The 23,348-nt window shown below is 57.9% G+C and carries 19 protein-coding genes; 13 read left to right on the top strand and 6 right to left on the bottom strand.

The features are described from left to right. Positions 1–10: 10 nt before the first annotated feature. The 11 genes from accD to cobA all read left to right on the top strand — a co-directional run bounded on the left by accD (position 11) and on the right by cobA (position 13,331). A complete protein-coding gene (accD, locus tag ACGK9W_RS06970) occupies positions 11–937 on the top strand; it encodes an acetyl-CoA carboxylase, carboxyltransferase subunit beta (protein WP_008171745.1) in 927 nt (308 codons plus the stop codon). Continuing rightward, complete coding sequence (gene folC, locus ACGK9W_RS06965; RefSeq protein WP_405419890.1) at positions 921–2,243, top strand: bifunctional tetrahydrofolate synthase/dihydrofolate synthase; 1,323 nt, start codon at positions 921–923, stop codon at positions 2,241–2,243. The genes accD and folC overlap by 17 nt, the downstream gene beginning before the upstream one ends. Positions 2,244–2,366: 123 nt before the next feature. Further along, positions 2,367–3,038: an SPOR domain-containing protein gene (locus ACGK9W_RS06960; RefSeq protein ID WP_008171743.1), complete on the top strand. Its 672-nt coding sequence runs from the start codon at positions 2,367–2,369 to the stop codon at positions 3,036–3,038. A gap of 91 nt (positions 3,039–3,129) precedes the next feature. Next, positions 3,130–3,699 (top strand): CvpA family protein, encoded by a 570-nt coding sequence (locus tag ACGK9W_RS06955; protein WP_008171742.1) that lies wholly within the window; start codon positions 3,130–3,132, stop codon positions 3,697–3,699. A 34-nt stretch (positions 3,700–3,733) separates the two neighbouring features. Next, positions 3,734–5,260 (top strand): amidophosphoribosyltransferase, encoded by a 1,527-nt coding sequence (purF, locus tag ACGK9W_RS06950; protein WP_092032484.1) that lies wholly within the window; start codon positions 3,734–3,736, stop codon positions 5,258–5,260. 26 nt (positions 5,261–5,286) lie between these two features. Further along, the gene (locus tag ACGK9W_RS06945; RefSeq protein WP_008171739.1) at positions 5,287–6,528 is read left to right on the top strand and encodes an O-succinylhomoserine sulfhydrylase; all 1,242 of its coding nucleotides are present in this window, start codon (positions 5,287–5,289) and stop codon (positions 6,526–6,528) included. Between the two features lie 6 nt (positions 6,529–6,534). Continuing rightward, positions 6,535–9,117, top strand: a complete 2,583-nt coding sequence (locus tag ACGK9W_RS06940) for a DNA translocase FtsK (RefSeq protein WP_008171737.1) — start codon at positions 6,535–6,537, stop codon at positions 9,115–9,117. 12 nt (positions 9,118–9,129) lie between these two features. After that, positions 9,130–9,777 carry an outer membrane lipoprotein chaperone LolA gene (lolA, locus tag ACGK9W_RS06935; RefSeq protein ID WP_008171735.1) on the top strand — a complete coding sequence of 216 codons (648 nt, stop codon included), beginning with the start codon at positions 9,130–9,132 and terminating at the stop codon, positions 9,775–9,777. Then, complete coding sequence (locus ACGK9W_RS06930) at positions 9,777–11,114, top strand: replication-associated recombination protein A (protein WP_008171733.1); 1,338 nt, start codon at positions 9,777–9,779, stop codon at positions 11,112–11,114. The genes lolA and ACGK9W_RS06930 overlap by 1 nt, the downstream gene beginning before the upstream one ends. Positions 11,115–11,202: 88 nt before the next feature. Then, positions 11,203–12,477, top strand: a complete 1,275-nt coding sequence (gene serS / locus ACGK9W_RS06925; protein WP_008171730.1) for a serine--tRNA ligase — start codon at positions 11,203–11,205, stop codon at positions 12,475–12,477. Continuing rightward, positions 12,474–13,331, top strand: a complete 858-nt coding sequence (gene cobA, locus ACGK9W_RS06920) for a uroporphyrinogen-III C-methyltransferase (RefSeq protein ID WP_008171728.1) — start codon at positions 12,474–12,476, stop codon at positions 13,329–13,331. The genes serS and cobA overlap by 4 nt, the downstream gene beginning before the upstream one ends. A gap of 27 nt (positions 13,332–13,358) precedes the next feature. Here the strand turns inward: cobA and ACGK9W_RS06915 are convergent, their stop codons facing one another. Beyond that, positions 13,359–14,435 (bottom strand): 3-deoxy-7-phosphoheptulonate synthase, encoded by a 1,077-nt coding sequence (locus tag ACGK9W_RS06915; RefSeq protein ID WP_405419883.1) that lies wholly within the window; start codon positions 14,433–14,435, stop codon positions 13,359–13,361. Positions 14,436–14,610: 175 nt separating this feature from the next. On the opposite strand from ACGK9W_RS06915, the gene ACGK9W_RS06910 reads away from it, so the two are divergent. Both ACGK9W_RS06910 and ACGK9W_RS06905 read left to right on the top strand, forming a co-directional pair. Further along, positions 14,611–16,434 (top strand): DUF1631 family protein, encoded by a 1,824-nt coding sequence (locus ACGK9W_RS06910; protein WP_405419880.1) that lies wholly within the window; start codon positions 14,611–14,613, stop codon positions 16,432–16,434. Between the two features lie 25 nt (positions 16,435–16,459). After that, a complete protein-coding gene (locus tag ACGK9W_RS06905; protein WP_008171722.1) occupies positions 16,460–16,864 on the top strand; it encodes a PilZ domain-containing protein in 405 nt (134 codons plus the stop codon). A gap of 71 nt (positions 16,865–16,935) precedes the next feature. Here ACGK9W_RS06905 and ACGK9W_RS06900 read toward each other — a convergent pair whose 3' ends face one another. The 5 genes from ACGK9W_RS06900 to ACGK9W_RS06880 form a co-directional block, all read right to left on the bottom strand. After that, the gene (locus ACGK9W_RS06900) at positions 16,936–17,721 is read right to left on the bottom strand and encodes an enoyl-ACP reductase (protein WP_008171720.1); all 786 of its coding nucleotides are present in this window, start codon (positions 17,719–17,721) and stop codon (positions 16,936–16,938) included. Positions 17,722–17,786: 65 nt separating this feature from the next. Further along, on the bottom strand, positions 17,787–19,391 hold the full coding sequence (locus tag ACGK9W_RS06895; RefSeq protein ID WP_273085504.1) for an ABC transporter ATP-binding protein: 1,605 nt from the start codon (positions 19,389–19,391) through the stop codon (positions 17,787–17,789). Position 19,392: 1 nt separating this feature from the next. Continuing rightward, positions 19,393–20,421 (bottom strand): ABC transporter permease, encoded by a 1,029-nt coding sequence (locus tag ACGK9W_RS06890; RefSeq protein WP_008171717.1) that lies wholly within the window; start codon positions 20,419–20,421, stop codon positions 19,393–19,395. Beyond that, positions 20,418–21,503, bottom strand: coding sequence for a microcin C ABC transporter permease YejB (locus tag ACGK9W_RS06885; RefSeq protein WP_008171714.1), 1,086 nt, complete (start codon positions 21,501–21,503; stop codon positions 20,418–20,420). The genes ACGK9W_RS06890 and ACGK9W_RS06885 overlap by 4 nt, the downstream gene beginning before the upstream one ends. 15 nt (positions 21,504–21,518) lie before the next feature. Next, positions 21,519–23,342, bottom strand: a complete 1,824-nt coding sequence (locus tag ACGK9W_RS06880) for an extracellular solute-binding protein (RefSeq protein WP_039881892.1) — start codon at positions 23,340–23,342, stop codon at positions 21,519–21,521. Between the last annotated feature and the right edge of the window lie 6 nt (positions 23,343–23,348).

Below are 23,348 nucleotides of genomic sequence, written 5' to 3'. Positions count from 1 at the left end.
GGATGAGACCATGAGTAACTGGCTGGACAAGATAATGCCGAGCAAGATTCGCTCGGAGTCGAAACAGAGAACGGGCGTTCCGGAGGGGTTGTGGAAGAAATGCCCCAAATGCGGTGCCTTTCTCTACAAGCCGGAACTTGAGAAAAACCTGGATGTTTGCCCCAAATGCAACCACCACCTGAGGGTGACTGCGCGTCGGCGCCTCGAAATTTTTCTTGATCCAGAGGGTCGTGAAGAAGTTGCCGCTGAGCTTGAGCCTTGGGACCGATTGAAGTTCAAGGATAGTAAGCGGTACAAAGATCGTTTGTCCCAGGCGCAGAAAGCCACTGGGGAAAAGGATGCCCTCGTAGCAATGAAAGGCACGACGCTCGGGGTTCCTTTAGTTGCCTGCGCGTTCGAATTTGGATTCCTTGGTGGCTCTATGGGGCAAGTGGTCGGGGAGAAGTTTGTCCAGGCCGCAAATGTTGCTCTCAAGGAGCGTATCCCGTTGGTCTGCTTCTCAGCCAGCGGCGGCGCCCGCATGCAGGAAGCGATCCTGTCATTGATGCAGATGTCGAAGACAGCCGCTGTGCTTGAGAGGATGAAAGTTGAGGGTATTCCCTATATCTCTGTGATGACGGACCCTGTCTTCGGTGGCGTGTCCGCCAGTCTGGCCATGCTGGGGGATCTCAACATTGCAGAGCCAAACGCATTGATCGGCTTCGCCGGCCCCCGGGTTATAGAACAGACGGTTCGTGAAAAACTGCCGGAAGGTTTCCAGCGTAGTGAGTTCCTGCTTGAGCACGGCGCGATTGACATGATTCTCCATCGCCACCAGATGCGCGAACGCATTGCTCATGTGCTGGCCAAGTTTACCGGCCAGGAGCGCCCGGGAACCGAAGACCCGATCGAGTTTGAAGTCTCGGAGAAGCCCGAAACCGATGCCCCTGCCGAGTAACCCTGCAGACCAGCCCCCGGCATCGCCGGGGGCTGGTGCCACCGTCGATCAGTGGCTTACCTACCTGGAAGCGATACACCCTACAGAGATTGATCTTGGCCTGGACCGGGTCCTCGTGGTCCTGCGGCGGTTGTTCCGACAAAAGCCGTCCGCCCGGATCATCACTGTGGCTGGCACTAACGGCAAAGGCAGCGCGGTTGCTACTGTTGAGGCGCTTTTGCGCGCGGCTGGCCGCCGGACTGGCGCCTACACCTCGCCCCATCTACAACGCTATAACGAACGTGTGCGTCTTAATGGTGAGGATATCTCCGACGACGCGCTTGTCAGCGCATTCGAAGCCGTCGAAGAAGCACGCGGCAATGTCTCTCTTACCTATTTCGAATTCGGAACCCTTGCCGCTTTCGTGGCCTTTGCCGGTGCGGGCCTCGACGACTGGGTGCTGGAGGTTGGCCTGGGTGGGCGGCTGGATGCTGTCAATGTCCTGGACGCGGATTTTGCCATCCTGACATCGGTGGACATCGATCATGTTGCCTTCCTTGGCGACAATCGCGAAGTCATCGGGTTTGAAAAGGCCGGTGTCCTTAGGCCGGGCATCCCCTCGGTCTATGCCGATTCCGATCCGCCACGTTCGGTGCTCCAGCAGGCCACTGCGCAGAAAGTCGAACTGGCTCTGCTGGGGCGTGATTATGAGCTGGTGACTGAGCAGCAAGCAGGCGATGATGCTCCGGCGGTAGAGCTTCGCCATAAAGGCCGGGCGATTCGTCTGCCCGCCGGTCCATTGCCGATCAAAAGCGTGGCAGCCGCCGTGGTTGCCATACGCGAGCTTGAACCGAACCTGCCGGTACCAGTCATTGAGCAGGTGCTTTCAGGTCTGAGTGTACCCGGGCGTTTCGAGCGTGTTGGTTCCGCACCGGATATCTTCCTGGATGTTGGCCATAACCCTCATGCTGCCGGTTGGTTGTCTGGTCAGCTGAGTCAACTAAAATCCCCGGGCAGACGGGTGCATGGTGTTTATGGCGCCCTGGCGGACAAAGACGTGGCAGGTGTGGGCAGAGCCATGGTTGATGTGGTCGATGCCTGGTATCTGGCCGGTCTCAAGGTACCAAGAGGCCTGTCCGGTCAAGACCTGCAAGCAAGACTGTCCGATTCAGGGATCCAGGCGACGGCTTTTGAATCCGTGCGGGAGGGCTTGGTTTCAGCATTGGCCGTGGCTGACCCGAACGATCTTGTGGTTGTGTTCGGTTCTTTCTTCACGGTCGCTGAAGCACGCGAGATTCTGCTCGCTGGCAAGGTAGCCGGAAGCTAGGCAGGCCGCCTTAAACTTTGTCCATGGCCGTGCCTGACACTTTGAGTTCCGCTTGCCGGCCAGTTAGTATCTGCGCATGGGTGCCCGTCGGGGCGCAGTCATAACAGTTGGGAGCCTAGCAACGTGGATGGACTGAAACAGAGAATAATCGGGGCGCTGGTACTTGTTTCCCTGGCGGTTATCTTTGTTCCCATGCTTTTTGATGAGCCTCATTCCGAGCGCACGTCCACAACCATCAAGATTCCGGAAGAGCCGCCTTTCCCTGAAGTGGAAGCGCCCGAATCGGAATTGGCGCCGGCGCCGTCTTACGGTCTTGAGTCCAGCGATAGCGGCCTGGCAGCACCCTCAAGCGCGCAAGAAGCAGGGGATTCCCCGGGTTATCGTATCCTCGAAGAGGCGCCTGGCCAGGATGAGATGCAGGACGTAACCGATTCGTCCGATGCTGCCCAGCCCGAGAGCGGCAACGCTCAGGAATCCACCAATGAGCCGGCTCAGACATCTGAACAGACCTCGGAGAATGCTGCCACAGAAGCTGCAGAGTATGAGCGGTCGCTGGATGGCGCCTGGGTGGTGCAGTTGGGCAGCTTTGGCAATGCCGACAACGCCCGACGCTTGAGAGATCAGGTCCGGGAAAAGGGCTATGGCTCGCATCTTCAGGAGGTTGTCCGCGGCGACACAACGCTGACAAGGGTCTTCAGCGGGCCCTTTGCGTCAAAAACCGAGGCCGAATCCGCCAAAAGGGCTCTGGACGATGCCTTTGGTCTTAACAGCCTGGTGACCTCCGGCGAAAAATAACGCCCGGGGTCCGGTTTATGTGTGTCTTGCGGTTTGGCGAACCGGGGTTTCCTGATAGAATTCGCGCTTCCTTTTCTCCACCGGGTTTTCAATGGAAGCGCTGATCTGGATTGACTGGGTCATTATCGCCCTGATTACAGTTTCCACCCTCATCAGTCTGAAACGGGGTTTTGTACGGGAAGCCCTCTCGCTGGTGACCTGGGTGGGCGCGTTTATCCTGGCCAGAACCTTCCACCCCCAGATGCAGTCCCTGCTGGAGAGCACGGTTGAAACACCGCTTGTCCGGCTGATTGCTGCTTTTGCCATACTTTTCTTTGGAACGCTCATCGTCGGTGCCATCATCAACAACATGATCGGTCATCTGATTCGAGCTACCGGCTTGTCGGCCACCGATCGGGTGCTTGGAATGGGTTTTGGCCTTTTGCGGGGCGTGGTGGTGGTGATCGTTGCGATTGCATTTACCCGTTACACACCGCTGGCCCAGGATACCTGGTGGCGAACCTCGATCATTATCGATCGCCTGGCGGTGGTTGAAGACTGGTCCAGACGGACCCTGGGCGATGAATTTGCGCGCTTTCTTGGGCCTGCGCCTGAAAACGCGCCGGAACCGGATTCCGTTACAGAGCAGGAAGGCGTGGAACCCGCGTCCGTGTCCCGCTAACATTCAGTTTTAACACTCGGAGATACACTTATCCATGTGTGGCATTGTCGGCATCGTCAGTACTTCCAACGTCAATCAGTCGCTCTATGATGCGCTGACTGTACTTCAGCACCGGGGCCAGGACGCGGCGGGCATTGTGACATTTCAGGATGAACGGTTTTTCCTCCGCAAGGACAATGGCCTGGTACGGGATGTTTTCCATACCCGTCATATGCGTCGTCTGGTGGGCAACGTGGGTATAGGCCACGTGCGCTATCCGACTGCCGGGAGTTCCAGCTCCGCCGAAGCCCAGCCCTTCTATGTAAACAGCCCGTATGGCATTACCCTGGCTCACAACGGCAACCTGACCAATGCTGATGATCTCAGCAAGGACCTGTTCCGGACCGATCTGCGCCACATCAACACGAACTCCGACTCGGAAGTGCTGTTGAACGTGTTCGCCCATGAATTGCAGAAGCTTGGCAAGCTGGACCCGACCAAGGATGAGATTTTTTCTGCGGTGAGCGCGGTTCACAAGCGCTGCCGGGGTGCCTACGCCGTCATTGCGATGATTACCGGCTATGGCATTGTTGGCTTCCGGGACCCGAATGGTATCCGGCCTGCCTGCTACGGTGAACGCACCGACGAGAATGGCCGCAAGGAATACATGATTGCCTCTGAAAGCGTTGCCCTGAACGCAGCGGGCTACACCCTCGTGCGCGATATTGCCCCGGGCGAGGCGGTCTATATCGAAACTGACGGTACCCTCTACACCCGCCAGTGCGCCGAGCAGCCGCATCTGTACCCGTGCATTTTCGAACATGTGTATTTCGCCCGGCCTGACTCCATCATAGACAAGGTGTCCGTTTACAAGGCTCGCCTGCGCATGGGCGAAACCCTCGCGGAGAAAGTGCTCCGCGAGACACCGGATCACGATATCGACGTTGTCATGCCGATTCCGGACACCAGCCGAACGTCGGCCATGCAGATGGCGCATCGTCTGGGGGTGAAATTCCGGGAAGGCTTTATCAAAAACCGCTACATCGGCCGGACATTTATCATGCCGGGCCAGAAAATGCGCAAGAAATCGGTCCGACAGAAGCTTAACCCGATCGATCTGGAGTTTCGTGGCAAAAACGTGATGCTGGTGGATGATTCCATCGTTCGCGGTACAACCTGCAAGGAAATCGTCCAGATGGCTCGGGATGCCGGTGCCTGTAAGGTCTATTTTGCGTCTGCGGCGCCTCCAGTTCGCTACCCGAACGTGTATGGTATCGACATGCCCTCCGCCAGTGAGCTGATTGCCCACGGGCGCACCGTAGAGCAAATCCGGGAACTGATTGGTGCCGACTGGCTGCTCTATCAGGATCTGGAGGACCTTATAACCTGCGTCAGTGAAGTGAACGATGACATTGAGGGATGGGAGTGCTCGGTATTCACTGGCGATTATGTGACCGGTGATGTCGATGAAGCGTATCTGAGCCGCATTGACGGCTTGCGCAATGACGAAAAGCGATCCGAAAGTGCCGGTGGTGCTGACGGGGACAATGGCATTATCGACTTGCATAACGACGAAGACTGAACGCCGCTTTCAGGCAGGAGATGTAGATGACTTTTCGCCGCGAAGAAACTGTCTGGATCCCGGAGTCCGACCTGGACGGGATGTCCGTGGACACCCTGGCCGTGAGGGCAGGGCAGATCCGCACCGGGCAGCTTGAGCACAGCGACGCGATATTCCCCACGTCCAGCTTCGTTTATGGCAGCGCGGCCCAGGCGGCGGCGCGATTTGGCGGCGAAGAGCCCGGAAACATCTACTCCAGGTTTACCAACCCTACGGTCCAGGCGTTTGAAGGTCGGATCGCGGCCATGGAAGGCGGTGAACGTGCCGTCGCCACCGCATCCGGTATGTCTGCGATCCTGAGCACCTGCATGGCGCTACTGAAGAGCGGCGATCATGTGATCTGCTCCCGGGGTGTGTTCGGCACCACCAACGTGTTGTTCCAGAAATACATGGCACGTTTCGGGGTGGAAACCACGTTTGTCAGTCTGACGGATATGGAAGAGTGGCAGGCTTCGATCCGTCCCGAAACCCGGATGCTGTTTATTGAAACGCCGTCCAATCCGCTGTGCGAAGTGGCCGATATGGAGATCCTGGGGCAGCTGGCAAGAGACAACGACGCCCTGTTCGTAGTCGATAACTGCTTCTGCACGCCGGTGCTCCAGCGCCCGCTGGAGCAGGGCGCAGACATCGTGATTCACTCGGCGACAAAATATCTGGATGGTCAGGGTCGCTGCGTGGGAGGCGTCGTGGTCGGATCAGAGAAGATGATGGAAGAGGTCTATGGCTTCCTTCGTTCGGCCGGCCCCACCATGAGCCCCTTCAACGCCTGGGTGTTTCAGAAGGGCCTGGAAACCTTACCAATTCGTATGCGCGCCCACTGTGACAATGCGTTAGAGTTGGCCCTGTGGCTGGAGCAACAGCCGGCAGTTGAACGTGTTTTCTATGCCGGGCTCCAGAGTCATCCGCAACATGAGCTGGCGAAAAAGCAGCAGACCGGATTTGGTGGTGTGCTGTCGTTCCAGCTCAAGGGTGCGCGGGAGGAGGCATGGCGCTTCATCGATGGCACCCGGATGATCTCCATCACCGCAAACCTCGGTGACGTCAAGACCACGATCACCCACCCGGCCACAACCACTCACGGGCGACTATCCCCGGAGGATAAGGCGCGGGCCGGGATCACGGAGAATCTGGTACGGATTTCCGTGGGGATCGAAGCCGTAGAAGACCTGAAAACCGATCTTGAACGCGGCTTTCAGGCGCTTCGGAACGAAAGCACCGATAACGTCTGAGCATTCATGGCCGAATCTGCAAAAGCGAAGAAAGCACCACAGGAACTGACAGAGAAGCAGCAGCGCTTTCGCCGGCTGGCCGCCCAGGGCGCTCGCGAAGGCGCCGTCATCGCGCTTATTGCCCTTTGCATCTACCTTTCCATGGCACTGGTTACCTTTAGCCCGTCAGATCCGGGCTGGGCCAGTATCGGTCATGACACCAGCGTGCAGAATTATGCGGGCCGCACTGGTGCCTGGCTCGCCAGCCTTTTCATGGATTTCTTCGGCCACGTTGCCTATCTGTTCCCGGTCATGATTGCGGGATACGCGTTGATGCTCATCCGTCGGCGTAACGATTCCCTGGATCTGCACTGGCCACTCTTCATGATGCGCTTCGGTGGCTTCTTGCTGATTCTTCTCTCGGCAACCAGTCTGTTGTCACTGTATTCCGTGTTTGGTCTGGGGGCGTCCTCGGGCGGAGTCCTTGGAACGGCTGTTGCCGACGCTATGGTGCGGTTTTTCAACCTGCCGGCAACAACCCTGCTGCTGATTGCCATTTTCCTGTTCGCGTTAACGGTTACTACCGGTCTCTCCTGGTTCTGGCTGATGGATCAGGTGGGCGGTTTGACTCTCAGAACGGGCCTTGCCATCAAAGGCCTTTTCAAAGGCAAGCCCAAGTCGGAAAAGCCAGAGCCCAAAGCAGAACCGAAAGCTGAGCCACCTGTGGTCAAGGACCGTGTGCCGGCCATGGACAGCAAACGGCAAAAAGCAGATGCCGACAAACCATGCTGGTGGCAACGGATTCCAGGCTTTGGGCCGAAGAAGCCAAAAGCCCCGAAGCCCGAGTCGAAGCCAGAAACCGGTCGAAAAGAGCCCGCGTTGGATGGTCTCTCTGCCGAAGTTGACCCGGAACCTGCAAGGCTCGAAAGCTTCAGTTCACGGGATGAGGCTCCTGTCGCTAACGGGAAACCCGCCAAACCCGAGGCATCTCCTCAGTCTGCCGGACGGTCGCTGAAGATTTCGCCCTTCAAGAAGGACGAACAGCCGACCCAGTCCAAAGACAAGGGCAACAAGCAGCCTTCATTGCTGGAAGATATTGAAAGCCCGATTCCACCGATTTCTCTTCTGGACCCGCCGGAGGAGCATAAGGAAAGAGGCTACTCCGAAGAATCCCTGGAACATATGTCACGGCTGCTAGAGGAAAAGCTGGGGGATTTCGGGGTATCCGTTGAAGTAGTCGAGGTCAATCCCGGCCCGGTCATTACCCGGTTTGAGATCAAGCCGGCTCCAGGTGTGAAGGTCAGCAAGATTTCCAACCTCGCAAAGGACCTGGCCCGCTCACTGGCGGTACTGAGCGTTCGGGTAGTCGAGGTGATTCCTGGCAAGTCTGTGGTCGGTATCGAGATTCCCAACGAAGAACGGGAAATGGTCCGGCTCAGTGAAGTGCTTGGCGCGCGGGTGTTTCAGGAGTCGAACTCACCGCTGACCCTGGCACTGGGTAACGACATTGGCGGCAACCCGATGGTTGCCAATCTCTCCAAAATGCCGCACCTGCTGGTGGCGGGCACCACTGGTTCCGGTAAATCGGTTGGCGTCAACGCCATGCTGCTCAGCATGCTGCTGAAGGCAGGCCCGGAAGAGGTCCGCTTTATCATGGTGGACCCCAAGATGCTTGAACTGAGCATCTACGACGGCATTCCGCACCTGCTGGCGCCGGTGGTCACCGACATGAAGGAGGCGGCCAACGCACTACGCTGGTGTGTCGCTGAAATGGAGCGCCGGTACAAGCTCATGGCCAGCCTCGGGGTCCGTAACCTGGCGGGCTACAACCGCAAGATCAAGGATGCCAGGGCCGCCGGTGAACCATTACTGGACCCGTTCTGGAAGCCGGACGAATACCTTGCCAACGACGAGCAGGAGCGCCCCGAGCTGGACACTCTTCCCTTCATCGTCGTGGTGATTGATGAATTCGCCGACATGATGATGATCGTCGGCAAGAAAGTTGAGGAACTGATTGCCCGGATCGCGCAAAAGGCGCGGGCGGCCGGTATTCACTTGATCCTTGCCACCCAGCGGCCATCGGTGGATGTAATCACCGGCCTGATCAAGGCCAACATTCCGACCCGGATGTCGTTCCAGGTCTCGTCCAAGATCGATTCGCGTACGGTGCTGGATCAGGGTGGTGCCGAGCAGCTCCTGGGGCATGGTGACATGCTTTACCTGCCACCGGGTTCGGGTCTGCCAGTACGAGTGCATGGTGCGTTTGTGGATGACGATGAGGTCCATCGCGTGGTGAGTGCCTGGAAAGCTCGGGGTGAGCCCGTATACGTGGACGATGTTCTCAATGGTGCTGAAGGCGAGAGCCTGCCGGGCGTTCCCAACCTCTCGGAAGGAGGCGGGGATAGTGAAGGGGATGCCCTTTACGACGAGGCCGTTGCGTTCGTTACCGAAGGGCGGCGCGTTTCGATTTCTTCGGTACAGCGAAAATTCAAGATCGGGTACAACCGGGCAGCGAACCTGGTTGATGCCATGGAAGCATCCGGCGTGGTAAGCGCCGCAGGCCACAACGGGGCACGTGAAGTTCTGGCTCCGCCGCCACCCAGAGATTAGGAGTAACAAGCAATGGGACGATCTTTTGTGAAATGCCTGGCCACCCTGGTCATGGCGGTGTTTATTGCCGGCCCTCTGAGTGCGAGTGAGGGCAGCGATAGCGCGAACGAGTTGGCCTCGTTGCTGAAGGGCTACGAGTCCTACCAGGCGGATTTTATCCAGATTGTTGTTAACGAGAATGGCAACAAGGTTCAGGAAACCCGTGGCTCCCTGAAGGCCAAGCGCCCCGGGCTGTTCTACTGGGAGACCAGTGCGCCTTTGTCGCAGTTTATTGTCAGTAATGGCGAAACCGTGGAGGTTTACGATCCGGACCTGGAACAGGTCACGATCCACAATCTCGACGATCGAGTGCAATCCACACCCGCGCTTTTACTGAGCGGTGAGGTGGATAATCTGGAGGATACCTACAGGGTGTCCGGTCGCCAGATAGGCGACAACACCCGTGAATTTACTCTGGAGCCAAGAAGCCCGGACTCCCTCTTTACGTCCCTCAGGCTGACGTTCTTCAAGGGTGAGCTCCAGGAGATGCGTATGCAGGATTCTCTGGCACAGCTCAGCGTACTGAGTTTCGACCGGATCAGGCTGAACGAACCGGTTGAAGCGGGTGCGTTCACCCTCGACTATCCGGAGGGTGTGGATATTATCCGGGACGGGGCCTGATGCAGGACAGTCTGTTCGCGGAATCCGCGGGCTTTCGGCCGCTGGCCGCGAGAATGCGGCCGGCAAGCCTGAATGACTATGTGGGCCAGGCTCATCTGGTCGGGCCCGGCAAACCGCTGCGGCGCGCTGTTGAGCAGGGCCAGCTTCACTCGATGATCCTCTGGGGCCCTCCCGGAGTCGGTAAAACCACCTTCGCCCAACTACTGGCCAATGTCAGCGATCTCAGTTTCGAGACGGTTTCGGCCGTACTGAGCGGTGTGAAAGAGATCCGGGCCGTTGTTGAGCGGGCACGTAATCGCAAGCAGTCACAAGGTCGGGACACTCTGTTGTTCGTGGATGAAGTTCACCGCTTCAACAAAAGCCAGCAGGACGCGTTTCTTCCCCACATTGAAGACGGTACCTTCATCTTCGTTGGTGCGACCACTGAGAATCCCTCTTTTGAGCTGAACAGTGCGTTGCTTTCCAGAACACGTGTCTACGTGCTCAAGAACCTTGAGGAAGAGGACATCCTTCAGTTGCTACGCCGCGCGCTGACAGTTGATGAAGGATTTGGTGGACGCCTGCGAGTTGATGAAGACGTGCTGACCCTGATGGCGGCCGCGTCTGGTGGCGATGCCCGCCGTGCTCTCAATATCCTGGAAGTGGCGGCTGACCTGGCAGAGCCGGATGAGGCCGGCACGGATCGGGTAACGGCGGATCAGCTTGAGCAGGTCATGCAGACCAGCCTCCGCCGGTTCGACAAGGGCGGTGACGTATTCTACGACCAGATCTCAGCGTTGCATAAATCCGTTCGCGGATCAGATCCGGACGGCTCGCTGTATTGGCTGTGCCGGATGCTCGATGGCGGCTGTGATCCGCTCTACGTTGCCCGCCGTCTGGTACGGATAGCCAGTGAGGACATCGGTAATGCCGATCCGCGGGCCCTGCAGCTAAGCATGGAAGCCTGGGACGCTCAGGAACGCCTGGGGTCTCCAGAAGGGGAGCTGGCGCTGGCCCAGGCGGTGACCTACCTGGCCCTGGCGCCCAAGAGCAACGCTGTTTATAACGCCTTCAATCGGTGTATGGCCGACATCCGCCAGGACCCGGACTATGAAGTGCCGGTACACCTGCGTAATGCACCCACCAAGCTGATGAAAAGCATGGGCCATGGGGATACTTATCGGTACGCTCATGATGAACCCGAAGCCTTCGCCGCCGGGGAGTCCTACCTGCCCGAGGCCATTCATGAGCGCCGCTACTACGAGCCCGTAAACCGCGGTCTCGAGATAAAACTGGCTGAAAAACGCCAGCGTCTGGATTCCCGCAACGCCGAAAGCCCCCGCAAACGCTACACCTGAGCCTTTTTTCGGCGGTAGCCACGAGCGCCAGTGCAGGTATAATGGCCAGTCATTCAAAACATCGCTAACCGGAAGATTCAGGATAATCATGCTCGATCCCAAACGTGTCCGCACCCAGACAGAAGAGATCGCCCGTCGGCTGACCATCAAGAATTTCGAATTCGATACCGCCACCTTCGAGCAGCTTGAGGAACGCCGCCGTGCCCTTCAGGTGAGCACGGAAAACCTGCAGAGCGAGCAGAACAAGCGGTCGAAGTCGATCGGCAAGGCCAAGGCTGCCGGCGAGGACATCCAGCCGCTGTTGGACGAGGTGGAAGACCTGAAGAAACAGAAGTCTGAAGCCGAAGACGAGCTCCGCACTCTCCAGGAGGAGCTCAACGCCTTCCTGGCCGGTATCCCGAATCTCCCGGATGAAGATGTACCAGCCGGCGAGAGTGAAGACGACAACGTTCAGATTCGCACCTGGGGCACGCCCAGGAGCTTTGATTTCGAGCCCAGGGACCACGTTGCCCTGGGTGAGAGTCTGAAAGGCCTGGACTTCGAGACCGCGACCCGCCTGGCCCATTCGCGCTTTGCCGTCATGCGTGGCCCGGTGGCACGGCTGCACAGGGCTCTGGCCCAGTTCATGCTGGATCTGCACACACAGGAACATGGCTACCTGGAGACCTACGTACCATATCTGGTTAATGCCGATAGCCTTTACGGAACAGGCCAACTGCCGAAGTTTGAGGAAGACCTGTTCAAAACGGAAGGCGAGCATCCGCTGTACCTGATTCCCACTGCGGAAGTGCCTGCCACCAACCTGGTATCGGATTCTATTCTTGATGCCGCTGAGCTGCCGCTGCAGATGGTTTGCCACACGCCATGCTTCCGCAGTGAAGCGGGTTCTTACGGCCGGGATACTCGCGGCATGATCCGTCAGCACCAGTTCGACAAAGTGGAGCTGGTACAGGTGGTTCGTCCGGAGGATTCAGATGCCGCGCTGGAAGCCCTGACTGGCCATGCCGAAAAGGTGCTGCAGTTGCTGGAGCTGCCTTACCGCGTGGTTGCACTCTGTGGAGGCGACATGGGCTTTTCGGCGGCCAAGACCTATGACCTGGAAGTCTGGCTGCCGGGGCAGGACAAGTTCCGTGAAATCTCTTCCTGCTCCAATACCCGTGATTTCCAGGCACGCCGCATGCATGCCCGTTGGCGTAACCCGGAAACCGGAAAGCCCGAACCCGTCCACACCCTGAACGGTTCGGGGCTTGCCGTTGGTCGTGCACTGATTGCGGTCATGGAGAATTACCAGCAGGCTGACGGCAGCATTGTGGTTCCGGAGGTTCTCAAGCCGTATATGGGAGGCGTCGACAGAATCCAATGAGTGATCAGCCAGATAACGCACCAGGGAAGGGCGTTGGTGCAACCCCTGCACCAGTAAGGTACAGGGTTAATCCGGTAACTTCGAACCCGAACACATCCGCGGGTGAGGTTGCCCTGGTCGGGGCCGGGCCAGGAGACCCTGAACTGCTGACACTCAAGGCCTGGAGGTTGATTACTTCTGCCGAGGTCGTGCTCTACGATCGTCTGGTTTCCCCGGAAATACTGGCCATGATCCCGGACACCGCCGAGATGGTTCACGTTGGCAAGCAGCGGGCCAACCACACCTTGCCCCAGGATCAGATCAATCAGCGACTGGTGGATCTGGCCAGACAGGGGCGAAAAGTGGTTCGTCTCAAGGGTGGTGATCCGTTTATCTTCGGTCGCGGTGGCGAAGAGATTGAAACCCTCGCCGATGCCGGCGTCCGATTTCAGGTTGTGCCGGGTATAACCGCCGCGTCCGGCTGCGCGGCCTACGCCGGAATCCCACTCACCCATCGGGATTATGCCCAGTCAGTCCGGTTCGTGACCGGCCATCTGAAGAATGATACCTGCGATCTACCCTGGAAGGACTTTGTCCAGAACAACCAGACCCTGGTGTTCTACATGGGGCTGGTTGGCCTGCCGATTATCTGCCGGCAGTTGGTCGCCCACGGTATGTCCCAGGAAATGCCCGTGGCGTTGGTCTCGAAGGGGACAACGAGGGATCAGCGCGTGGTTACAGGGAATCTCTGCAACATCGTTGAAAGAGTAGAGGCGGAAGCGGTCCAGCCGCCAACACTGGTTATTATCGGCCAAGTAGTCGCGCTGAGAGAAAGGCTGGACTGGATAGGTGGGGTTATGACAACGGGGAGCTGAGGCTCCCCGTTTTATATCATGCTTTGATCAGCCGATCTTGCGCTTGGGCAAGACATCCTTCAACTTATCGCGCATATCCCGAATGGCCTTTTCGGTGGTTGGCCAGTCGATACAGGCATCGGTCACCGATACGCCGTACTTGAGATCTGCCAGATTCTCGGGAATGGACTGGTTACCCCAGTTGATGTTGCTCTCCACCATCAGGCTCTGGATCGAGGTATTGCCTTCCAGGATCTGGTGGGTCACATCCTGCATGACCAGCGGCTGAATGGCCGGGTCCTTGCTGGAGTTGGCATGGCTGCAGTCAATCATCATCGACTTGCGCAGGCCTGCTTTATCCAGCGCCTGTTCGCACAGGGCGACGCTCACGGAATCGTAGTTGGGTTTGCCACCGCCGCCACGAAGAACAACGTGGCCGTAGTTATTGCCTTTGGTGCGGATAATCGCCACCTGTCCCTGCTGGTCGATGCCCAGGAAGCTGTGGGGGTGAGACACGGATTTCATGGCGTTCACCGCAACGTCCAGGCTGCCGTCGGTTCCGTTCTTGAAACCGATCGCCATGGACAGGCCGCTGCTCATCTCGCGGTGAGTCTGCGACTCGGTAGTACGGGCGCCGATGGCGGACCAGGCAATGGTGTCCTGCAGGTACTGCGGGGAGATCGGATCCAGCGCTTCGGTGGCTGCGGGCAGGCCAAGCTCGTTGATATCCAGCAGCAGACGACGACCGATGTGAAGGCCCTGCTCAATATCAAAGGTGTCGTTCAGGTGCGGATCGTTGATGAGGCCTTTCCAGCCAACTGTTGTGCGAGGCTTCTCGAAATAGACACGCATAACGATCAGCAGCGTGTCGCTGACTTCATCGGCAAGCTTCTTCAGGCGCGCGGCGTAATCTCTCGCAGCTTCAACATCGTGAATGGAGCAGGGGCCCACCACGACGAATAGCCGGTGGTCCTTGCCATCCATGATGTCATAGATCGCCTGGCGGCCCTTTGAGACGGTTTCTGCGGCCTTGTCGGAGAGCGGCATCTCCTTCTTCAGCGCTTCAGGAGTGATCAGTGCTTCCTGGCTCGCCACATTCAGATTCTCTAGTTTGTTGCCCGTCATGTTGTTCTGCTTCCCCGATTCTGATCGTTGCAGCCCTGGTGGACGATAGAATATGCCAACAGGGTTGCAGATTAACGCGAATAGCGCCGGTGCACGGTTGCGGTAAACCCCGGCGAGTTGGTTATACTGCGTTATTTACAGGGCCTTTTCAACGCTTCTTAAGTACGGGGAACGGATGTCGCAAAACAGGCAGAGACCGAAGGATGTGCCTTCCGTTGCAGCGGTTTCAGGCAAGATTGACGATGTCCTGGCCGGCATTCGTGTTCCTGACCTTCCATACCCGGCTGGCAAGCTCGAACCAGACGCCGTCAGCGACTGGCGCCCACTGCTGGTTTCCTGCTGGTCCGAACAGCGTGACGAACGGGTTACCCATGTTATCCGATCTGTTCATCTGGAGTGGTCAGCCCGACAGGTGAACGCCGCCTATGTGGCTGACCGCATCATGGACGTGTTCCTGAAGACGAGCGGCCTGCATCCGAGCCTCGCCCGCCGGGTGGCAAGGCTGCGCTTCTATCTTGCCTGGCGCATGAATCTGGAGGGCAAGAAAGCCTTCAGCAAGGCGCTACTGGAGTGGCTGGACAGCCTTCAGGAGTGGCGCGGCTGGAGTGATTCCGGAGGCCGTTCCGCCAAGGTTCTGATGGATCAGCTGGATTCGCTGGTTATCGCCGTTTCCGCGAGTTTTGAATCCGGCAAGACGGAGCCGGTTAACGAATTCTGTCATCGCTGGCAGGAAGACGCCGGGAAGAGGAATGCCCAGGTTGGAAAGCTCCGCCAACGGCTGCTGGAAACCGAGCAGGGCGCTGCAAAGCAGCGCAAGGCAGAGCAGTCTTCCCGGGCATTAATCGGTCGGGCTCTCCAGGGGCGCAAGCTGCCGCTTCCGATCGTCCGCTTTATACTTGATCACTGGCAGGGTCTGCTGAAACAGTCGATCTGGGATTCCGGTCTCGACGGAGAGAACCTGCGACATGGCAGCAAGTTGCTGGAATGGCTGGTCTGGATTGGTGATCCGTCGCTTTCCGACAAGGACCGTAATCGGCTCTATCACGTGGGCGAACAGATCGGTGATCGGATCCTTGATGTCTGGAAACGGGTTTTTAATGAATCACTGCCTGCGGAGTCCCTGTCCGGGATCGAATCCGCTATGGTTTCCAGGCTGAGAGGGGAGGCGCCGGATCTTGTGGAGGCTCTGCCGGCGGCGGGGAGCTTCCACTGGGACAGCACCTGGCTCAGCTTCGAAGTGCCCGCGGCAGAAGCTTTTGAACCGTATGAGGGGCAATGGTTTGTCGAGGGCGAGGGTGTCGCAGAGCAGCGCCGTTACTTCTATGCGTTCTTGCCGGAATCGGCAGAAATCCTCTGGACCAACGGCGCCGGCGTGAAACTGGGGCTGCAGACCTGGGGCGAGTTTCAGAGGGCCCTTGAGCAGGAGCAGATCCGGCCATTGCCGCAGCTCACGCCGTTCGGAACGGTGCTGGCAGAAACCGTGGAACTGCTTGCCCGTGTCTGCGAGAAGCAGCGTCGGCAGAGGGAGCAGGCGGCGGAAGCTGCCAGGCTGCGCGCAGAGGAATTGAGGCGGGAAAAAGAAGTCGCGGAAGAACGGCGAAGGGCGGAGGAAGCGGAACGTGAAGCCGAGCTTGAGCGCCAGCGGCAAGCCGATGAAGAGCAACGACTCGCCGATGAACAGGCTGAAAAGGAACGGATCCGGAAGGAAAGGACGCTGCTGGCCGAGAAACAGGTGGATGCTATCAAGCTTGGTGGCTGGATTGCCGTTGAACCCGATGAAACGTCTGATGAACCTGCCCGTCTGAAACTGGCCGTGCGCATCAATGCGTCGAGAAAGCTCGTGTTTGTGGACCGTCTGGGCCTGAACAGGCGTGAATTTCTCGAGGACGCCCTGGTTGAAAGGATTGTCGAAGGACGGATCCGGGTTCTGGGAACCTCCGCGGAATTCGACGACACCCTTAGCAGGGTAGTCGGGCGGATTCGCGTTGGCCGCAACTGATATTGCCGAAGCAGGAAAAACAATAATGACAGATAATGACTATAGCTTTGGAACCCGGAATGAGCCGCCCGTTGATCAGGACAATCGGGCAGATTACCGTCTTACGGCGCGAGCCAGGGCAATACTCGAGCTTGAGTCCGGCTTGCCGGAAGAAACCGGAGCCGAGGAGCGGGACCTTGTCTGCGGTATTCGTGATATTTCGGCCAGTGGCCTTTGCCTGACAGCTGACGAACCCCTTTCCCTGGGGGCCCTGCTGCCGGCGAGCGTATTTCTTGGTAACCATGCCCAGCCTTTCGGTCTGATGGTCGAAGTGGTCTGGTGTCGACCCAACGAGTCGAGCTTTCTGGTGGGGGCGCGAATCATTGAGTCTGACGAAACCGCATACGTCGAGTGGGTGGAGGCCGTGGCCTCGGCGATGGCCCAGGATTGACTCTTGTCCGTGCAATCCAACGAAAAGAGCCGGCATAACGCCGGCTCTTTTACGTTCGGGGAGGGTGAGACTTACTCTTCAAGTTCACCCATTCCGGTAATGTTGAAGCCGCCGTCCACGTACATGATCTCGCCGGTAATACCGGAGGACATATCAGAGCCGAGGAATGCAGCAGCATTACCCACTTCGTCGATGGTGACGTTTCGCCGCAGCGGCGCACGCCTGGCATTTTCGGCCAGCATCTTACGGAAGCTCTTGATGCCAGAGGCGGCCAGGGTCTTGATCGGACCCGCGGAAATGCCATTCACACGAATGCCGTCCCGGCCCAGGCTGGCGGCCATGTAGCGAACATTGGCTTCCAGGGAAGCCTTGGCCAAGCCCATCACATTGTAGTTCTGCAGAACCTTCTCAGCGCCCAGGTAGCTCAGGGTAATCAGCGAGCTGCCTTCATGCATCATGCCGCGGGCACCCTTGGCCAGCGCGACAAAGCTGTAGGAGCTGATATCGTGGGCAATGCGGAAGCCATCACGGGTGGTCACGTCGACGTAGTTGCCGTCCAGCTCGTGTCCAGGCGCATAGCCGACAGCATGCACAATGATGTCGATGTTGTCCCAGTGCTTGCCCAGCTCTTTGAAGACGTTTTCAATTTCTTCGTCGCTTGCGACATCGCAGGGGAAAGTCAGCTTGCTTCCCCACTGTTCGGCGAACTTCTCAACCCGTGGCTGAAGTTTTTCATTCTGGTAGGTAAACGCCAGTTCGGCACCCTCGCGGGCGAAGGCCTCGGCGATACCGTAAGCAATGGACAGTTTGCTGGCTACGCCAACGATCAGTGCTTTCTTGCCACTGAGGATTCCCATGGGTCGTTCTCCCTGTGTTCCTGATTTGCGAGCATTATCCCTGAGTGCTCTGGTCGGGGTAACGCTCAAATAGTCGTAGTTGGTTTCTGGTAAAAGAACGCGGCGTTCAGCAGTTCACGGGTGTACTCCGCCTGCGGTGCATCGAAAATCCTGGCCGCGTCACCATATTCCACGATCCGGCCATGCTGCAGCACCAGCAGCTTATGGCTCAGGGCGCGCACCACAGCCAGGTCATGGCTGATAAAGATATAGCTTAGACCATAACGGGTCTGGATAGCCCTCAACAGTTCAATGACCTGCTTCTGCACGGTGCGGTCCAGGGCGGATGTGGGTTCGTCCAGAATGATCAGGTCGGGCTGCAGCACCAGAGCCCGGGCGATGGCAATGCGTTGGCGCTGGCCGCCAGAGAATTCGTGTGGATAACGATGCCGTGCCTCCGGATCAAGGCCAACGTCGGTGAGCGCGCGAATCACTTTGCTGTCGTGTTCGGCTGCGTTTTCCGCGTCGTGGATCTCCAGCCCTTCGCGGACAATTTCGGCAATGGACATTCTGGGACTGAGGCTGCCAAACGGATCCTGAAAGACAATCTGCACGCGCCTTCGCCAGGGCCTGAAATCCTTCTGGTTAAGAAACGCCAGCTCCTCGCCCGCGAGGCGGATACTTCCGGTACTGGCGGTAAGCTTCAGCAGCGCATGGCCGATGGTGGTTTTGCCGCTGCCACTTTCCCCGACGATTCCGAGCGTTTCGCCGCGATTGAGCTGGAAATCGGCGCCCTGCACAGCGTGAAAGGATTCCTTCACCTTGCCCAAAAGGCTCTTTCGTATCGGGAAACGCACGTCCAGTCGCTCAACAGCCAGCAACGGTTCTGCACGTTTATCGAGGGGTAGGGGCGCCTCCGGGGGCTCGGCATCCAGAAGCTTTCGTGTATAGGGGTGTTGTGGGCTGGCAAACAGGGCATCGGTATCGGCCTCTTCCACGAGTTTGCCATGTTCCATGACAGCCACCCGGTCGGCGTACCGCCGAACGATGGTCAGGTCATGGGTAATCAGAAGAATGGCCATACCCAGTTTCTTCTGAAGGTCCCTGAGCAATTCGAGAACCTGTTTCTGGACGGTTACATCCAGTGCCGTCGTAGGCTCGTCCGCGATAAGGAGATCGGGTTCATTGGCCAGGGCCATGGCGATCATCACCCGCTGCTTTTGCCCCCCCGAAAGTTGGTGGGGATAGGCGCCAAGCTTGCTTTCCGGGTTCTGTATCCCCACGAGTTGCAGCAGCTCCAGGCAGCGCTGTTTTGCCTGTGGCCCGCGCATTCCCTTGTGCAGTTCCAGGGTTTCGCCAATCTGCTTTTCCACGGTATGTAGAGGATTAAGGGATGTCATGGGCTCCTGGAATATCATCCCGATCTCCCGGCCGCGGATCTGGCGCATGCGCTTCTCGGTGGCGGCCAGAAGATCTTCATCGCGGTACCGGATCTGCCCGCTGGGGTAGCTGGCGTGCCGCGCATCCAGGAGGCGCAGAATCGACAGTGCCGAAATGGATTTTCCGGAGCCGCTTTCGCCCACCAGTGCGAGGGTCTCGCCTTCACGGATTGCCAGTGACAGGGATTCGACGGCTGGAGGCCCGTGATCAAAACAGATGGAAAGATCGGAAATCTGAAGTAACTGGCTCATATCAGCTCTTCCTCGGATCGAAGGCATCGCGTACGGCTTCACCCACGAACACCAGCAAGGTGAGCATCAGCGACAGCGATACGAAGGCGGATATGCCCAGCCAGGGCGCATGCAGGTTGGCCTTGCCCTGGGCAATCAGTTCCCCCAACGAGGGTGAACCGGAGGGCAGACCAAAGCCCAGGAAATCCAGGGAGGTCAGGCCGGTAATTGCCCCCGTCAGAATGAACGGGAGGAAGGTCAGTGTGGCTACCATGGCATTGGGGAGTATATGCCGGAACATGATTTTGCGGTTGTCCAGACCCAGTGCACGGGCAGCTTTGACGTATTCGAAGTTACGGGCACGCAGGAATTCCGCACGGACCACATCCACCAGCCCCATCCAGCTGAACAGCAGCATGATGCCCAGCAGCCACCAGAAGTTTGGCTGCACAATGCTCGAGAGAATGATCAGCAGATACAGTACCGGCAGGCCGGACCAGACCTCGATAAAGCGCTGGCCCAGTAGATCAATTTTGCCGCCGTAAAAGCCCTGGATGGCGCCGACCACTACGCCGACAATGCAACTGGCGATGGTCAGGGTAAGGCCGAACAGAACCGAAATGCGGAAGCCATAGATCACCCGGGCTGCAACATCCCGGCCCTGATCGTCGGTCCCCAGCCAGTTCTCTGCACTCGGCGGCGCCGGTGACGGAACCTCGAGATCGTAATTGATGGTGTTGTAGCTGAACCGGATCGGTGGCCAGACCATCCACCCGTTGGCGCTTATCTCATCGGCGATAAAGGGATCGCGATAATCGGCTTCCGTGGGCAGGAAACCTCCAAAGGTTTCTTCCGGCACGGATTGGACCACCGGGAAGTAGAGGTCGCCTTTGTACGACACGACCAGCGGTGAGTCGTTGGCAATGAGCTCGGCGACCAGTGACAGGCCGAACAGGGCGAGAAAAATCCACAAAGACCAGAAACCCCGGCGGTTTTTCCGGAAGTTCCGCAGGCGCCGCTGTTGGATCGGAGTCAGAGACCGGAAACTCACGCACCCTCCCGGCTTTCAAAATCGATCCGCGGATCGACCAGGACGTAGGTAATGTCGCTGATCAGCTTCAGGATCAGGCCCATCAGGGTGAAGATATACAGGGTGCCGAAGATCACGGGATAGTCGCGGTTCAGGGCCGCCTCGAAACCGAGCAGCCCGAGCCCGTCGAGGGAGAAGATCACTTCAATCAGCAGGGAGCCCGTAAAGAACAGAGCGACAAGGACGCCTGGCAGGCTGGCAATCACGATCAGCATGGCATTGCGAAATACGTGGCCATACAGCACTTCTTTCTGGTCCAGACCCTTGGCGCGGGCGGTTACCACGTACTGCTTTCCGATCTCATCCAGGAAGGAATTCTTGGTAAGCAGGGTCAGGGTGGCAAAACCGCCGATCACATTTGCGGTGACGGGCAACGCCAGGTGCCAGAAGTAATCCCCGATTTTCTGGTACCAGGTAAGCTCGTCGAAATTCGAAGAGGTCAGGCCCCGGAGCGGAAACCAGTCGAAATAACTGCCCCCGGCAAACAACACGATGAGCAGTATCGCGAAGAGGAAGCCCGGAATGGCGTAGCCCACCACAATGGCTGAGCTGGTCCAGACATCGAACCTGGAGCCGTCTGTAACGGCTTTCCGGATGCCCAGGGGGATGGAAATAAAATAGATGATCAGCGTCGACCACAGCCCCAGGGAGATCGAAACGGGCATTTTATCGATTATCAGGTCGATGACGCTTTTTTCCCGGAAGAAGGAATCACCGAAGTTGAAGGTGGCGTAATCGCCAAGCATCTTGAAGAAGCGTTCGTGAGCAGGCTTGTCGAAGCCATACATGACTTCGATTTCTTTCAGAAGCTCATCGGGTATGCCGCGGGAACCACGCGTGTCGCCGGAAGAGTCGGCTACCTCGCCACCTGTTCCACCACCGGAAGCCCGGGCCAGCGCGCTGCCGCCGTGGCCTTCCATCTCAGCGATAAGCTGCTCAACGGGACCACCGGGGGCCGCCTGCACAATGACAAAGTTGAGCAGCATGATTCCGATCAGCGTGGGGATGATCAGCGCCAGACGCCTGAGTATGTAGATGCCCATTTGGCGGCGTTTTCCTCAGGGCTTCGCCCACCAGTTGTCCAGATCAATGCCGTTTTTCGGCGTCTCGGCTGGACGTTGCAGATGGTTCCAGTAGGCGACACGGTCGCTTCTCAGGTGCCAGTGAGGAATCACATAATAGTGGTGCAGCAGAACCCGGTCCAAGGCGCGAACCCGGTAAACCAGTTCCTCTCGGTTTGGCGCCTGAATGACCATGTTCACAAGCTCGTCGATCACCGGATCGCTCACGCCCATGTAATTCCGTGAGCCTTTGGCATCCACGGTGGATGAATGCCAGTATTCCCGCTGTTCATTGCCCGGGGAATCCGATTGGCCGAACACCTGGGTGATCATATCGAAATCGAATTCCCGTAGGCGCTGGATGTACTGGTTGCTGTCCACGAGGCGTACGGTCACATCGATACCGAGACGGCCGAGGTTGTTCTTGAAAGGCAGAACCACCCGCTCGAAGCTTTTCTGGAACAGCAGGATTTCGAACGCCAGTGGTTCGCCGGTTTCGCCGTGTACCATCTTGCCATCGCGGATGATATACCCGGCGGACTTGAGCAGACCCAGAGCCGTCCTCAGATTCTCGCGGAGGCCCTGCTGGCCTTCGGTGGTGGGTGGCTGGTACTCCTCGGTAAACACATCATCGGGCAACTGATCCCGGTAAGGTTCGAGTATTTCCAGTTCACGGCCGGTGGGGAGACCCGAGGAAGCGAGATCGCTGTTTTCAAAGTAGCTGTCAGTACGGGTGTACTGGTCGAAGAAGAGGTTCTTGTTGGCCCACTGGAAGTCGAAACCATAGGCCAGCGCTTCACGAACCAGCGGGTCGGAAAACACCTTTCTGCGGGTGTTGAAGGCAAAACCCTGCATGCCTGAAGGCCGGTGATGCTCGATGGCTTCCTTGATGATCGTGCCGTTTTCGAAACGCTCCCCGGTGTAGGCTGTGGCCCAGTTCTTGGCAGAAGACTCCAACCGGAAATCGAAACTGCCGGCCTTGAACGCCTCCAGCGCCACGGTGTCATCGGTGTAGTAGTCGTAGGTGATCTGATCGAAGTTGAAGCGGCCATTCCGGACGCCAAGATCCTGTGCCCAGTAATCGTCAACCCGTTCGTAAGTAATCGACCGGCCTGCTTCGAAGTCACCAATCCGGTAGGGGCCACTGCCCAACGGCGGGTTGAGGCCATTCTTGCCAAATTCGCGATCGGCCCAGTAGTGTTGGGGCAAAATGGGCATCTGGCCGAGGATCAGCGGCAGCTCCCGATTGCTGGTTTCCTTGAAGTCAAAACGTACTCGCTGAGGGCTTTCTATCGTGACTGTTTCGACGTCAGCGTAGTAGTTCCGGAAGAAGGGGTGCCCCTGGGTAGTAAGCGTGTCGAAGGAGAATTTCACATCCTCAGCGGTAATGGCTTCGCCATCGTGGAACCGCGCCTGTTCACGGATATTGAAAACCACATAGCTCCGGTCTTCGGGTGTCTCCAGGGATTCGGCAATCAGGCCGTAGGCCGAAAAGGGCTCATCGTCAGACGACTCAAGGAGTGTGTCATACAGATAGTTGCTGATGCCCGCGGCGGCAACACCCCGGATATCAAAAGGATTGAATGAGTCGAAGCCGTTGGCAACAACCGCCATTTTCAGGGTGCCGCCTTTCGGGGCTTCCGGATTCACGTAATCGAAGTGGCTGAACCCGGCGGGGTATTTGGTGTCCCCGTGCATGGCAATGCCATGGGCTGGCATTGCCTCGTCGGCGACGGAAAAGGGTGAGATAAGCGGTGTGGCAATAAGTGCCAGGGCTGATAAAAACGACGTAAGGGATGAGGCTTTCCGTGTTCTTGTCATAAGTCT

The organism is Marinobacter flavimaris, assembly GCF_045057155.1.
GTDB lineage: Bacteria > Pseudomonadota > Gammaproteobacteria > Pseudomonadales > Oleiphilaceae > Marinobacter > Marinobacter manganoxydans.
The sequence above is the reverse complement of the archived record's forward strand: the minus strand, read 5'-3'. Positions and strand labels throughout refer to the sequence as shown.

What these genes read in the sequence shown, in the direction of transcription:
- folC (WP_405419890.1), top strand. Translation starts at nt 921, where the DNA reads ATGCCCCTGCCGAGTAACCCTGCAGACCAGCCCCCGGCATCGCCGGGG.
- purF (WP_092032484.1), top strand. Translation starts at nt 3,734, where the DNA reads ATGTGTGGCATTGTCGGCATCGTCAGTACTTCCAACGTCAATCAGTCG.
- ACGK9W_RS06910 (WP_405419880.1), top strand. Translation starts at nt 14,611, where the DNA reads ATGTCGCAAAACAGGCAGAGACCGAAGGATGTGCCTTCCGTTGCAGCG.
- ACGK9W_RS06880 (WP_039881892.1), bottom strand. Translation starts at nt 23,342, where the DNA reads ATGACAAGAACACGGAAAGCCTCATCCCTTACGTCGTTTTTATCAGCC.
- ACGK9W_RS06885 (WP_008171714.1), bottom strand. Translation starts at nt 21,503, where the DNA reads ATGGGCATCTACATACTCAGGCGTCTGGCGCTGATCATCCCCACGCTG.
- ACGK9W_RS06955 (WP_008171742.1), top strand. Translation starts at nt 3,130, where the DNA reads ATGGAAGCGCTGATCTGGATTGACTGGGTCATTATCGCCCTGATTACA.
- accD (WP_008171745.1), top strand. Translation starts at nt 11, where the DNA reads ATGAGTAACTGGCTGGACAAGATAATGCCGAGCAAGATTCGCTCGGAG.
- ACGK9W_RS06940 (WP_008171737.1), top strand. Translation starts at nt 6,535, where the DNA reads ATGGCCGAATCTGCAAAAGCGAAGAAAGCACCACAGGAACTGACAGAG.
- ACGK9W_RS06895 (WP_273085504.1), bottom strand. Translation starts at nt 19,391, where the DNA reads ATGAGCCAGTTACTTCAGATTTCCGATCTTTCCATCTGTTTTGATCAC.
- ACGK9W_RS06930 (WP_008171733.1), top strand. Translation starts at nt 9,777, where the DNA reads ATGCAGGACAGTCTGTTCGCGGAATCCGCGGGCTTTCGGCCGCTGGCC.
- cobA (WP_008171728.1), top strand. Translation starts at nt 12,474, where the DNA reads ATGAGTGATCAGCCAGATAACGCACCAGGGAAGGGCGTTGGTGCAACC.
- serS (WP_008171730.1), top strand. Translation starts at nt 11,203, where the DNA reads ATGCTCGATCCCAAACGTGTCCGCACCCAGACAGAAGAGATCGCCCGT.
- lolA (WP_008171735.1), top strand. Translation starts at nt 9,130, where the DNA reads ATGGGACGATCTTTTGTGAAATGCCTGGCCACCCTGGTCATGGCGGTG.
- ACGK9W_RS06945 (WP_008171739.1), top strand. Translation starts at nt 5,287, where the DNA reads ATGACTTTTCGCCGCGAAGAAACTGTCTGGATCCCGGAGTCCGACCTG.
- ACGK9W_RS06915 (WP_405419883.1), bottom strand. Translation starts at nt 14,435, where the DNA reads ATGACGGGCAACAAACTAGAGAATCTGAATGTGGCGAGCCAGGAAGCA.
- ACGK9W_RS06900 (WP_008171720.1), bottom strand. Translation starts at nt 17,721, where the DNA reads ATGGGAATCCTCAGTGGCAAGAAAGCACTGATCGTTGGCGTAGCCAGC.
- ACGK9W_RS06905 (WP_008171722.1), top strand. Translation starts at nt 16,460, where the DNA reads ATGACAGATAATGACTATAGCTTTGGAACCCGGAATGAGCCGCCCGTT.